Below are 12,091 nucleotides of genomic sequence, written 5' to 3'. Positions count from 1 at the left end.
TGCGGGGAGGGGCTTTTCTTGCACGAGGGGCCGATCAGCCCTTGAGCAGTTGCAGCACCTGCTGCGGCAGCTGGTTGGCCTGCGCCACCATCGCCGTGGCAGCTTGCTGCAGCACCTGGGCGCGAGACAGGGCCGCCGTTTCCGAGGCGAAGTCCGCGTCCTGGATGCGGCTGCGAGAGGCCGAGAGGTTCTCGCTGGTCGTCTGCAGGCTGGAGATCGTCGAGGAGAAGCGGTTCTGCACGGCACCGAGGTCGGCGCGCGAGCTGTTGATCTGGCTCAGGGCCGAGTCGATCACCGACAGCGCGCTGCTGGCACCGGCCGCAGTGGACAGGTCCACGGCGGCCAGCGACGAGAACGAGCTGTTGGTGGCACCGAAGGTGTCGGCGTTGGAACTGCCCACCGACAGGGCACCCTTGGTGCTGGCCAGCGTGACGGTACCCGTCTTGATGGCGGCGACCGTGCCGCCTTCGGTCAGGGTCGAGCCGCCGAAGCGCACGGTGTCGTTACCGGCGGTGCTGTTGGCGAAGGCGCCCAGGCCGATGTTGCGGCCGTCGGTGGTCGTCAGCGTGATCGAATTCTTCGCGCTGGACGAAGTGAAGGATGCGGTGATGCCAGTGGTGCCGGCCACGCCGTTGATGGCGGAGACCAGGGCACTCAGGTCGTTCTGGTCAGCGACGACGGCGGACACGGCAGTGGCACCGGCGCCCAGCGTGAAGCTGATGGTGCCCGGGCCGCTCAATTGGTCCAGCACGACGCTGTTCGACGCCGTGGCGGTGACGCCCACGTTTGCGCCGGCGGTGTTGATGGCCGCTGCGATGGCGTCAGCACCGGCGTTGGCGCCGTAGCTGATGGCGCTGGAGGTGCCCGCGGTGGTCGTCAGCGTCAGGTTGGTTTCCGCGCCGATGCCGTTGTTGGACGCCGAGCCGGTCACGACCGTGCCGGTGACAGTGCCGTTGGTGGTCAGCGTGTGGCTGCCCAGCGACGAGGTGCGGGCGTCGACGATGGAGGCAATGCCGATGGTTTCGCCAGCGTTCGCGCCGACCTGGAAGGTCTGGCCGCTGAACGAGCCGTCGAGCAGCTTGATGCCGTTGAAGGCGGTCTGCGTTCCGACGCGCTGAACTTCGGACACGAGCTGCGAGGCTTCTGCTTGCAGAGCGGCGCGGTCGGAGGCGCTGTTGGTCGCGTTGGCGGCCTGCACGGCCAGTTCGCGGATGCGCTGCAGGTTGTCGCTGGTGCTGCCCAGGGCGCCTTCAGCGGTCTGCGCGAGAGAGATCGCGTCGTTGGCATTTCGCGCCGCCTGGTTCAGGCCACGGATCTGCGTGGTGAAACGCTCGGAAATGGCCAGGCCAGCCGCGTCGTCCTTGGCGCTGTTGATGCGCAGGCCCGAAGACAAGCGGGCCATCGAGGTCGAGAGCTGATCCTGTACCTTGGTCGCGCTGCGTTGCGCAGTGAGCGACGAGATATTGGTGTTGATGGTTTGGGCCACGGTGGGTCTCCTGAAATCGCTGGACTCGCGGCCCGAAGGCCACCACGTGCGTCCGGACTTCCTGGGTCCACCGCAGACAACGCACGCTTTGGCTGTGCACGCTGTCGGCGATAGGCCGTCTGACGCCGAACTTCACTCTCAGTACGAAACCATGAGGGTGATGGGAGCGATTGTGGAGAGGCCTTGATGCGGGCAATGGGATGAAAAGCGGCTGGAAGGGCGGCTAATTCAAGGCTGTTTGTGCCGCCTGCCGCTCAACAACCGATGGGTGTGCTCGACGAGAAAACGCAAAACCGCAACAGCAAAGGCGTGGGTGGGCTGGGGGCGCTGCGTAGCGAAGTAAAGGAGGAGGACCGGGCGCAGCCCGGTCCGGGGGACATGAGCGGAGCAGCGCCCCCAGCCCACTCACGCCTTTGCCCAACCCGACCGAAACGCAAGCAACAAAAAAGCCCGTGAGATCGAAATCCCACGGGCTCGGGCCCCATGCCGGATGCGGCTTGCACCGTATCCGATTACCCCGTTGCTCTGGATCAGCCGCGCAGCAGCGACAGCACTTGCTGCGGCAGTTGGTTGGCTTGCGCCACCATCGCCGTGGCAGCTTGTTGCAGCACTTGGGCGCGAGACAGGCTGGCCGTTTCCGAGGCGAAGTCCGCGTCCTGGATGCGGCTGCGAGAGGCCGAGAGGTTCTCGCTGGTCGTCTGCAGGCTGGAGATCGTCGAAGAGAAGCGGTTCTGCACGGCACCGAGGTCGGCGCGGCCGCTGTTGACCTGGCTCAGGGCCGAGTCGATCACCGACAGCGCGCTGGTAGCGCCGGCGGCGGTGGACAGGTCGATCGCGGCGAGCGACGAGAACGAGCTGTTCGTGGCGTTGAACACGTCAGCGTTCGAGCTGCCCACCGACAGGGCACCCTTGGTGCTCGACAGCGAGACGGTACCCGTCTTGATGGCGGCGACCGTGCCGCCTTCCGTCAGGGTCTGGCCACCGAAGCGCACGGTGTCGTTACCGGCGGTGCTGTTGGCGAAGGCGCCCAGGCCGATGTTGCGGCCGTCGGTCGTGCTCAGCGTGATCGAGTTCTTCGCGCTGGTCGAGGTGAACGACGCGGTGATGCCGGTGGTGCCGGCCACGCCGTTGATGGCGGAAACCAGCGAGCTCAGGTCGTTCTGGTCAGCGACGACGGCGGACACGGCGGTGGCACCGGCGCCCAGCGTGAAGCTGATCGTGCCCGGGCCGCTCAGCTGGTCGAGCACGGCGCTGTTCGAAGCGGTGGCGGTGACGCCCACGTTCGCGCCGGCGGTGTTGATGGCCGAGGCAATCGCGTCAGCACCGGCGTTGGCGCCGTAGCTGATGGCGCTGGAGGTGCCGGCGCTGGTGGTCAGCGTCAGATTGGTTTCCGCGCCGATGCCGTTGTTGGAAGCCGAACCGGTCACCGTGGTGCCGACGACCGTGCCGTTCGTGGTCAGCGTGTGGCTGCCCAGCGAAGAGGTGCGGGCGTCCTGGATCGAGGCGATGGAAATCGTCTCGCCGGCGTTCGCACCGACCTGGAAGGCCTTGCTGGTGAACGAGCCGTCGAGCAGGTTGATGCCGTTGAAGGCGGTCTGCGTGCCCACGCGCTGCACTTCAGCGACGAGCTGCGAAGCTTCTGCTTGCAGAGCGGCGCGGTCAGAGGCGCTGTTGGTGGCGTTGGCCGATTGAACCGACAGTTCGCGGATGCGCTGCAGGTTGTCGCCGACGGACGCCAGTGCGCCTTCAGCGGTTTGCGCCAGGGAGATGGCGTCGTTGGCGTTGCGAGCGGCTTGGTTCAGACCGCGGATCTGCGTGCTGAAGCGCTCGGAAATCGCGAGGCCGGCGGCGTCGTCCTTGGCGCTGTTGATGCGCAGGCCGGAAGACAGGCGGGCCATGGACGTGGACAGTTGGTCCTGGACCTTGCTCGAGCTGCGTTGTGCCGTCAGCGACGAGACGTTGGTATTGATCGACATACCCATGATTGAAAGACTCCTAAAGTTGAAGGGACTCCCGGCCTAGCCGGCGTTACACGCGGTGCCTTGATGCATTTGCCTCGCGGCACCGTTGCCTGTCGGTGCGGGGGCCCCTATGCCCTTCGCATCCGACCGCCCGACGCTAGTCAACCGAAAGTCCTCAAGCGCTTCTTCGCTGCGAACCACGGCCGGCTAACCGGACCACGCTCCTGAAGGGTTTTCCAAGTGCGTTGGGATGCTTATCGGATGTGCATTTCGAGAACTTTAGGGATGCCGTCACATTTCGTGAGTCAGTTCTCTTTTGGATGTCAAGTCCTTTCATCCAAGCAACTGGCACGAAAAGACCGGCGATTTCCCCTATCGGCACCGGAACAGGGAAGGCAAGGGCGGATTGCCTAGGGTGTTCCTGTAGGAAGTTGCCTGACACGGTCTATGGAATAACCGGGACTTAAGCGACGGAAGTGACCTGATGTTTCAAGCCTTCTCGCTTCTTCACAATTCGTCTCACGGTGATGCAAACGACGTCGCCGAGACAAAGACAGCAGACAGACATCTCACTCATCAAACCGGAGCCAGACACATGAACGCAGACCAGATCCTCAGCGAAATCCGCGAAGCCAACCTGTCGTACCTGATGCTGGCCCAGAGCCTCATCCGCGCCGACCGCGAACAAGCCCTGTATCGCCTTGGCATCAGCGAAGAGAACGCTGCCCTGATCGCTCTGCTGTCCCCTGCCCAGATGATGAAGATCGCTTCGGGCAACACCCTGCTGTGCAAGTTCCGCATGGACGACGACCTGGTCTGGAGCCTGCTGACCAACCATGGCAAGGCCGGCGCCGCCAACGACACGACGACCCGCCTGCACGCCAGCATCCTGATGGCCGGCCGCCATCAAGAAGCCGCCTGAACCAGGCACCGCGGTCGAAGAAGGCTTCGACGGGCTCAGCCGGAACGGTCCTGAGCCTCAAAGATCGAAGCTCCACACAAGATTTCAGGAAGAGAGACACACCATGCGCGCCAAGAGCATCCTCACCGAAGCCAAGCAGATCGAACGTGCCGTCACCCTGATTCGTCTGGGTGCCCGCCTGCAGGTCCTGGAATCGGAAACCGATCTGTCTTATGAGCGCCTGCTGCGTCTCTACAAGGAAGTCTCCGGCAAGTCGCCCAGCAAGGGCCAGTTGCCCTTCTCGACCGACTGGTTCATGACCTGGCAGCCCAACATCCACGCCAGCCTGTTCCTGAACATCCACGAGTACCTGAACAAGGTCGCCGAGATGGACGAGATCGACACCGTCATCAAGGCCTACCAGCTCTACCAGGAGCAGACCACCGCCCAGGGCCTGGAAGCCCTCTTGTCGGTGACCCGCGCCTGGCGCCTGGTGAAGTTCGTGGACAACGGCATGCTGACCCTCACCGAATGCTCCAAGTGCCACGGCAAGTTCGTGACCCATCCGCACGAAATCGCCAAGCACTACGTCTGCGGCCTGTGCAACCCGCCTGCCCGTGCCGGCAAGGGGCGCACCGCGGGTGGCATTCAAATGCACTAATTCACGGATTGTCGAACTGAGTTAACCCAGTCCTTAAGTTTCGAGAAATCACGCCGATAGATCATTCACGTATCCGGTCGTTTTTTCTGTCTTGTCTCCTCCTGGCACAAACCATTGTGCTTTCCACAGCGGGCCCTTGAGGCCCGCCTTTTTTTTGGCCCCCCAGTCGCTTCGCTCCTGCCCCCGAGGGGCGCCACCCTGCGGACCGGCGCAGCCGGTTCCGCGGGCGTTGCTTGATCTGCGCTTGCTTCGCTCGCTTGTCTGGTTGTCGGACGAGGTTTGGGGTCGGGAAAGGGTGTTGTTGGACCGATCACCGGTGCGCGTTCATCGGCAAACTTTGCAGCCAGTCATCTCAAGTGATCCGCGTGCGGGCCGATAAACCCGCTGAACCAAACGCCCCCTCAACATGTTCGTCATCATTGGCTATGTCGTAGCGCTGGGTTGCATCTTCGGCGCATACATCATCCACGGCGGGAACATGGGTGTGATCATTCACGCCCTGCCCACCGAACTGATGGCCATCCTGGGCGGCGCCCTGGGCGCGTTCGTGGTGAACAACCAGCCCAAGGTGCTGAAGGCGACCATCGGCGCGCTGCCGGGGCTGCTCAAGGGCTCGAAGTATTCCAAGGCACGCTATCTCGAACTGATGGCGCTGCTCTACGACATCCTGCAAAAGGCGCGCAAGGAAGGCCTGATGTCCATCGAAAAGGACGTCGAGGATCCGCACAGCTCGGCCGTGTTCCAGAAATACCCGACGGTGGGCAACGACCACCACGTCGTGGAGTTCATCACGGACTACCTGCGCATGATGGTCTCGGGCAACCTGAACTCGCACGAGATCGAAAGCCTGATGGACAGCGAGATCGAGACGCACCACCACGAAGCCCACGCGCCCGCCGCGGCCATCGCCCGCCTGGCCGGCGCTCTGCCGGCCTTCGGCATCGTGGCTGCGGTGCTGGGCGTGGTGAACACCATGGGCTCGGTGGGCCAGCCGCCCGCCATCCTGGGCGGCATGATCGGCTCCGCCCTGGTCGGGACCTTCCTCGGCATCTTGCTGGCCTACGCCGTGGCCGAGCCGCTGGCCGGCCTGATGGAACAGAAGATCGACGAGAACGGCAAGGAGCTGCAGTGCATCAAGACCACGCTCCTGGCCAGCATGCAAGGCTACGCGCCGCAGGTGGCGGTGGAGTTCGGCCGCAAGGTTCTGTACTCCACTGAGCGTCCGTCCTTCGCCGAACTCGAAGGCCATGTGAAAGGCAAGAAGTGATGACGGCGCGGGGAGGTCACCATGGCCGGTGACTCGAAAAAACTCCAGCCGATCATCGTCAAGAAGATCAAGAAGGGCGGCCATGGTGCACATGGCGGCGCCTGGAAGATCGCCTACGCCGACTTCGTCACGGCCATGATGGCCTTCTTCCTGCTGATGTGGCTGCTGGGCTCCACGACGGAAGGCGACAAGAAGGGCATTGCCGACTTCTTCAACTCGCCGCTGAAGGTGGCGATGATGGGCGGCAGCGGCTCGGGCGATTCGTCGCACATCATCAAGGGCGGCGGCACCGACCTGTCGCGCCAGGGCGGCCAGACCAAGAACGGCGACAACGAGGACCGCAAGAAGCGCATCAACCTGCAGGCCTTCAAGGACGCGCAGCGCAAGGCCGAGGCCGAGCGGCTGGAACGCCTGAAGGACAAGGTGGACATGGCGCTCACCGGCAACGCCAAGCTGGCCGCGATGCGCAGCCAGATCCGCCTGGACATGACGGCCGACGGCCTGCGCATCCAGATCGTGGACGAGAACCAGCGCCCCATGTTCGCCAGCGGCAGCGCGGTGGTGCAGCCCTACATGCGTGAGCTGCTGCGGCTGATCGGCAGCGTGCTCACCGAGGTGCCCAACCGCTTGACCCTGGAAGGGCATACGGACGCCCAGGCCTTCCCGGGCGGCGACCGCGGCTACAGCAACTGGGAGCTCTCGGCCGACCGGGCCAACGCCTCGCGGCGCGAACTCATCGCCGGCGGCATGCCCGACGACCGGGTGCTGCGGGTGCAGGGGCTGGCGTCCAGCGCCCCGTACGACAAGAACGACCCGACCAGCCCGGCCAACCGGCGCATCAGCATCATCGTCATGAACCGCGAAGCCGAGGACCGTTTCTTCGGCCGCAGCACGGAACCGGTGGATTTGTCCGATCCGGAGCCCAGCAATTCACAAACCAGCGCAGGTGGGCCCTCAATTTTGCCCACCGCATCCCGATAAGGGCCTGAGGCCTGCAACGCCCCGACACGGCCAAAGCAAACGAGGACCGCCATGAGCACCCCTTCCACCGACATGAAGTTCCTGATCGTCGACGACTTCTCGACCATGCGCCGCATCGTGCGCGGTCTGCTGAAGGAGATCGGCTACAACAATGCCGAGGAAGCCGAAGACGGCGCCGTCGCGCTGAACATGCTCAAGAACGCGAAGTTCGACTTCGTGGTGTCGGACATCAACATGCCCAACATGAACGGCTTCGAACTGCTCGCTGCAGTGAAGAAGGACGAGAGCCTCAAGCACCTGCCGGTGCTGATGGTGACCGCCGAAGCCCGCAAGGAAGACATCGTGCGTGCGGCGCAGGACGGCGCCGCCGGTTACATCGTCAAGCCCTTCACCAAGGCAACCTTGGAGGAGAAGGTTCAGAAGATCATGCAGAAACTGATGGCTGCGGCCTGAGGAGAAAGAACATGAAGATGGACGACTCCACCACGCTCGCGCCGCCAGCCGGCACGCATGCCCAGGCCACCTCGGAGGTGGTCTACCAGCAGCTGGGCCACCTGACCCGTTTGCTGCACGACACACTGGAGCAGCTGGGCGTGATGCCCAACCTGCAGATCGCCGCCGACAACCTGCCCGATGCCCGCAGCCGCCTGAACTATGTCGCCAAGAAGACCGGCGAAGCCGCCGAGAAGGTGCTGAATTCGGTGGACCAGGCCAAGGCTGAACACGAGAAGATTGCTCGCGAAACCCGCGAGATGGCGCAGGCCATCATCGCCGACCCGGTCAAGGCTGTGGCTTCGGGCTCGGTGATGAACTTCGTGGGTGACGTCGAGGCTGCCACTGCGCGCATCGACCAGCACCTGACCGACATCATGATGGCCCAGGACTTCCATGACCTGACCGGCCAGGTGGTGGCCAAGGTGGTGAAGCTGGCCGGCGACCTGGAAGACAGCCTGGTCAAGCTGCTGCTTCAGGCGGCGCCGGCCGACCAGGCCGCGGCCGCGCAGGCTCACCGCACCGACCCGGACATGCTGCACGGCCCGGTGGTGGACCCGGAAACCCGCACCGACGTGGTGGCCAACCAGGGCGAGGTCGACGACCTGCTCGCCAGCCTCGGCTTCTGAAGCGAGACATCCATCACGGACGGCGGCCTGCGGGCCGCCGTTTGCTTTTTGGATGATCGTTCGGGTGATGGCCCGGAATAGCGCCAGCTTCCCCCCGTTCATTCGCCTCAAGTTTTCCCGTCGTCTGGGAACAATGCTGCAAGGCCTCTCATGGGCCACGCACAGCCATGGCAGACGACAACGGATCAGACCGCAACCTACCCGCCTCACAGCGCAAGCTTGAAAAAGCCCGCGAGGAAGGCCAGGTCGCCCGCTCGCGGGACCTGGGGCATTTCGCCGCCATCGCTGGTGGCGGGGCCATCCTCGTGGCCGTGGCACCGATGCTCACCCGCTGGCTGCAGCAAACCCTGGCCCAGTCGCTCAGCTTCGACCGTGCCGCCGGCACCAACCCCGAACTGATGACCCAGCAGCTGGCCGCGATGGCCTGGAAGCTGATGTGGGTGGTCATTCCCCTGGGCGTGGCGATGACGCTCATCGCCATCGCCGGCAGCGTGCTCATCGGCGGCTGGAACTGGACGCTCAAGCCGCTGATGCCGAAGTTCGAGAAACTCAACCCCATCGCCGGCCTGCCGCGCCTGTTCTCCAAGCAGCAGATGGTGGATGCGCTCAAGGCCTGCGCGCTGGCGCTGGTGCTCGGCGGCATCGGATTCGCCTATCTGCGCAGCCACATCGATTCCTTCGCCGGGCTCATCACCGTGCCGCTGCCGGCTGCCTTGTCGGACGTGGGCAGCACCATCCTCGGCGGCCTCGTGCTGCTGCTCATCGCCTTGGCCATCTGCGCCGCCATCGACGCGCCCCTGCAGCGCTACATGCACATGTCGCGGCTGAAGATGAGCCATGCGGAAATGAAGCAGGAGCACAAGGAGATCGAAGGCAACTCCGAGGTGAAGGCCAAGATCAAGGTGCGCATGCGCGAGATGTCGCGCCGCCGCATGCTGGCCGCCGTGCCCAAGGCCGACCTGGTGGTGATGAACCCGACCCACTATGCCGTGGCGCTCAAGTACGACGAGACCCGCATGGGCGCGCCGCGCGTCGTCGCCAAGGGCGCCGACCTGCTGGCCATGACCATCCGCGACACCGCCCGTGCCAACAAGGTGCCGGTGCTGCAGTCGCCCGTGCTGGCGCGCGCGCTGTACGCCCACGCCAAGATCGACAAGGAAATTCCCGCCGCCCTGTTCGCCGCCGTGGCGCAGGTGCTGGCCTATGTGTACCAGCTGCGCGCCGCGCTGGCCGGGCATGCGCCCATGCCGGGCGACCTGCCCTCGGTGCACGTGCCGCCCGAACTCGACCCGCACAACAAGCCGGAGTCCGCTGAATGAACTCGCTGATGCAACAACTGCAGAAGTGGCTGGGGCCCAATGCCGGCGCGGTGCGCGCGCTGATGGCGCCGCTGTTCATCATCATGGTGCTGTCCATGATGGTGCTGCCGCTGCCGCCCTTCGCGCTGGACCTGCTGTTCACCTTCAACATCGCGATGGCGCTGATGGTGATGATGGTCGCGGCCTACATGATCAAGCCGCTGGACTTCGCGGCCTTTCCGACCGTCATCCTGCTGACCACGCTCTTGCGCCTGTCGCTGAACGTGGCTTCCACCCGCGTGGTGCTGCTCGAAGGCCACAGCGGCCCGGGCGCCGCGGGCGCGGTGATCGAATCCTTCGGCCACTTCCTGATCGGCGGCAATTTCGCGGTCGGCCTGATCGTGTTCGCCATCCTCGTGGTCATCAACTTCGTGGTGGTCACCAAGGGCGCGGAGCGCATCGCCGAAGTCGGCGCGCGCTTCACTTTGGATGCCATGCCCGGCAAGCAGATGGCCATCGACGCCGACCTGAACGCCGGCCTCATCAACGAGAAGGAAGCCAAGAAGCGCCGCGCCGAAGTGGGCGAGGAAGCGGAATTCTTCGGCTCCATGGACGGTGCCAGCAAGTACGTGCGCGGCGACGCGATGGCCGGCCTGCTCATCCTCTTCATCAACATCATCGGCGGCTTCATCATCGGCGTCGCGCAGCACGACCTGTCGGCCGGCGACGCGGCCAACAGCTACATCCTCCTGGCGGTCGGTGACGCGCTGGTCGCACAGATCCCGGCGCTGCTTATCTCGGTGGCCGCGGCCATGGTGGTGTCGCGCGTCGGCAAGGAAAACGACGTCGGCAGCCAGATCGCCAAGCAGGTCTTCAACTCGCCGCGCTCGCTGGGCATCGTGTCGGGCGTCATTGGCGCGCTGGGCCTCATTCCCGGCATGCCGCACGTGGTGTTCCTGCTCATCTCGGCCGCCATGGGCTATGGCGCGTACTGGATGTACCAGCGCGACAAGCGCATTGCCGCCGCCCCTCCGCCGCCGCGCGAAGTGCCGCCGGCCAATGCCGAGGCCAGCTGGGACGACCTGCAGCCGGTGGACACGCTGGGCCTGGAAGTGGGCTATCGCCTCATCGCCCTGGTGGACAAGGCGCGCGACGGCGACCTGCTGGCGCGCATCAAGGGTGTGCGCAAGAAGTTCGCGCAGGACGTGGGTTTCCTGCCGCCGCCGGTGCACATCCGCGACAACCTGGAACTCAAGCCCAGCATGTACCGCCTCACCCTGCGCGGCGCGGTGGTGGGCGAGGGCGAGGCCTACCCTGGCATGTGGCTGGCCATCAACCCGGGCGGCGCGACGACCAACCTCATCGGCACCGCCACCAAGGACCCGGCCTTCGGCCTGCCGGCGGTGTGGATCGAGGAGCGCCAGCGCGAAGCCGCGCAGATGTCGGGCTTCACGGTGGTGGACTGCTCCACCGTCGTGGCCACGCACCTGTCGCACCTCATGCAGATGCACGCCGGCAAGCTGCTGGGCCGCGTGGAGACACAGCAGCTCGTGGAACACGTCACGAAGCTCGCGCCCAAGCTCATCGAGGACGTGGTGCCGAAGATGGTGGGCATTGCTGCGCTGCAAAAGGTCTTGCAGCTGCTGCTGGACGAGGGCGTGCACATCCGCGACATGCGATCCATCGTCGAGAGCCTGGCCGAGCATGCGGCCACGGTCACCGACCCGAACGAGCTGGCGCGTCGCATCCGCATCCACCTGGCGCCGAGCATCGTGCAGCAAATCTATGGGCCCACACGCGAGCTGGACGTGATCGCACTGGAACCTGAACTGGAGCGGATGATCACCCAGGCGCTGAACTCGCCGCATGGTGCGGCGTTGGATCCGGGCGTGGCGGATACCTTGACGCGCAGTGCGGCGGAATCGGCCAAGCGGCAGGAGGACCTTGGGGTGCCGGCTTGCCTGCTGGTGCCGGACATGATCCGCGCGCCGATGGCCCGGCTGCTCAAGCGCGCGGCGCCGAGGCTGCGCGTGCTGGGCCACAGCGAGATCCCGGAGACGCACTCGATCCGCATCGGGTCGATCATCGGCGGTACAGCGTGACGGATGTCACTTTCTCCCGTCGCCGGTAGCGAGCGGGATGAGAAGCGCGGGCCTTCGAAAGAGGGCCCGTTTTCATTTCCGCCTTGCATCGGCTCCAGGGGACGAAGACAGCCGGGATTCGGGCTCTTATCCCGCTTAAGTTTTCCGCCCCCGCCGGAACAATGTCGAGACTGGCAAATGAAGTTTTGACCCATGCGCAAGCCTCAGATGAACCAACCCGCTGCAGCCGCCAATTGGCAGGCAAACGGCCGGTTCTTCGCCTGACCGCGAACACACGGGCTCACAGAAACTGCCTTCAGTTTTCAAAGACACG

10 protein-coding genes are annotated in these 12,091 nt (G+C 64.8%); 8 read left to right on the top strand and 2 right to left on the bottom strand.

What is annotated here, in order from left to right; translation table 11 throughout:
• Nucleotides 1-34: 34 nt before the first annotated feature.
• Nucleotides 35-1,486, bottom strand: a complete 1,452-nt coding sequence (locus tag DZC73_RS10435; protein WP_124540152.1) for a flagellin N-terminal helical domain-containing protein — start codon at nt 1,484-1,486, stop codon at nt 35-37.
• A 530-nt stretch (nt 1,487-2,016) separates the two neighbouring features.
• On the bottom strand, nt 2,017-3,468 hold the full coding sequence (locus DZC73_RS10430; protein ID WP_124540151.1) for a flagellin N-terminal helical domain-containing protein: 1,452 nt from the start codon (nt 3,466-3,468) through the stop codon (nt 2,017-2,019).
• A 574-nt stretch (nt 3,469-4,042) separates the two neighbouring features.
• Here DZC73_RS10430 and flhD point away from each other — a divergent pair.
• The 8 genes from flhD (at nt 4,043) to flhA (ending at nt 11,778) form a co-directional block, all read left to right on the top strand.
• Nucleotides 4,043-4,369, top strand: coding sequence for a flagellar transcriptional regulator FlhD (flhD, locus tag DZC73_RS10425; protein WP_124540150.1), 327 nt, complete (start codon nt 4,043-4,045; stop codon nt 4,367-4,369).
• A gap of 103 nt (nt 4,370-4,472) precedes the next feature.
• A complete protein-coding gene (gene flhC / locus DZC73_RS10420) occupies nt 4,473-5,009 on the top strand; it encodes a flagellar transcriptional regulator FlhC (protein ID WP_124540149.1) in 537 nt (178 codons plus the stop codon).
• A gap of 406 nt (nt 5,010-5,415) precedes the next feature.
• A complete protein-coding gene (gene motA, locus DZC73_RS10415) occupies nt 5,416-6,276 on the top strand; it encodes a flagellar motor stator protein MotA (protein ID WP_124540148.1) in 861 nt (286 codons plus the stop codon).
• A 21-nt stretch (nt 6,277-6,297) separates the two neighbouring features.
• A complete protein-coding gene (motB, locus tag DZC73_RS10410; RefSeq protein WP_124540147.1) occupies nt 6,298-7,257 on the top strand; it encodes a flagellar motor protein MotB in 960 nt (319 codons plus the stop codon).
• 51 nt (nt 7,258-7,308) lie between these two features.
• Complete coding sequence (gene cheY, locus DZC73_RS10405) at nt 7,309-7,710, top strand: chemotaxis response regulator CheY (protein WP_124540146.1); 402 nt, start codon at nt 7,309-7,311, stop codon at nt 7,708-7,710.
• Between the two features lie 11 nt (nt 7,711-7,721).
• On the top strand, nt 7,722-8,378 hold the full coding sequence (locus tag DZC73_RS10400) for a protein phosphatase CheZ (RefSeq protein ID WP_124540145.1): 657 nt from the start codon (nt 7,722-7,724) through the stop codon (nt 8,376-8,378).
• Between the two features lie 167 nt (nt 8,379-8,545).
• A complete protein-coding gene (gene flhB / locus DZC73_RS10395) occupies nt 8,546-9,697 on the top strand; it encodes a flagellar biosynthesis protein FlhB (protein WP_124540144.1) in 1,152 nt (383 codons plus the stop codon).
• Nucleotides 9,694-11,778 (top strand): flagellar biosynthesis protein FlhA, encoded by a 2,085-nt coding sequence (gene flhA / locus DZC73_RS10390; protein ID WP_124540143.1) that lies wholly within the window; start codon nt 9,694-9,696, stop codon nt 11,776-11,778. The genes flhB and flhA overlap by 4 nt, the downstream gene beginning before the upstream one ends.
• Nucleotides 11,779-12,091 lie beyond the last annotated feature (313 nt).

This window comes from Rhizobacter terrae, assembly GCF_003852895.1.
GTDB lineage: Bacteria > Pseudomonadota > Gammaproteobacteria > Burkholderiales > Burkholderiaceae_C > Albitalea > Albitalea terrae.
This window is presented reverse-complemented; position numbering and strand designations above follow the sequence as displayed.

Bases quoted from the DNA above. Each gene is read 5' to 3' on its own strand.
- DZC73_RS10430 (WP_124540151.1), bottom strand. From the start codon at position 3,468: ATGGGTATGTCGATCAATACCAACGTCTCGTCGCTGACGGCACAACGC.
- flhD (WP_124540150.1), top strand. From the start codon at position 4,043: ATGAACGCAGACCAGATCCTCAGCGAAATCCGCGAAGCCAACCTGTCG.
- flhC (WP_124540149.1), top strand. From the start codon at position 4,473: ATGCGCGCCAAGAGCATCCTCACCGAAGCCAAGCAGATCGAACGTGCC.
- motA (WP_124540148.1), top strand. From the start codon at position 5,416: ATGTTCGTCATCATTGGCTATGTCGTAGCGCTGGGTTGCATCTTCGGC.
- motB (WP_124540147.1), top strand. From the start codon at position 6,298: ATGGCCGGTGACTCGAAAAAACTCCAGCCGATCATCGTCAAGAAGATC.
- cheY (WP_124540146.1), top strand. From the start codon at position 7,309: ATGAGCACCCCTTCCACCGACATGAAGTTCCTGATCGTCGACGACTTC.
- DZC73_RS10400 (WP_124540145.1), top strand. From the start codon at position 7,722: ATGAAGATGGACGACTCCACCACGCTCGCGCCGCCAGCCGGCACGCAT.
- flhB (WP_124540144.1), top strand. From the start codon at position 8,546: ATGGCAGACGACAACGGATCAGACCGCAACCTACCCGCCTCACAGCGC.
- flhA (WP_124540143.1), top strand. From the start codon at position 9,694: ATGAACTCGCTGATGCAACAACTGCAGAAGTGGCTGGGGCCCAATGCC.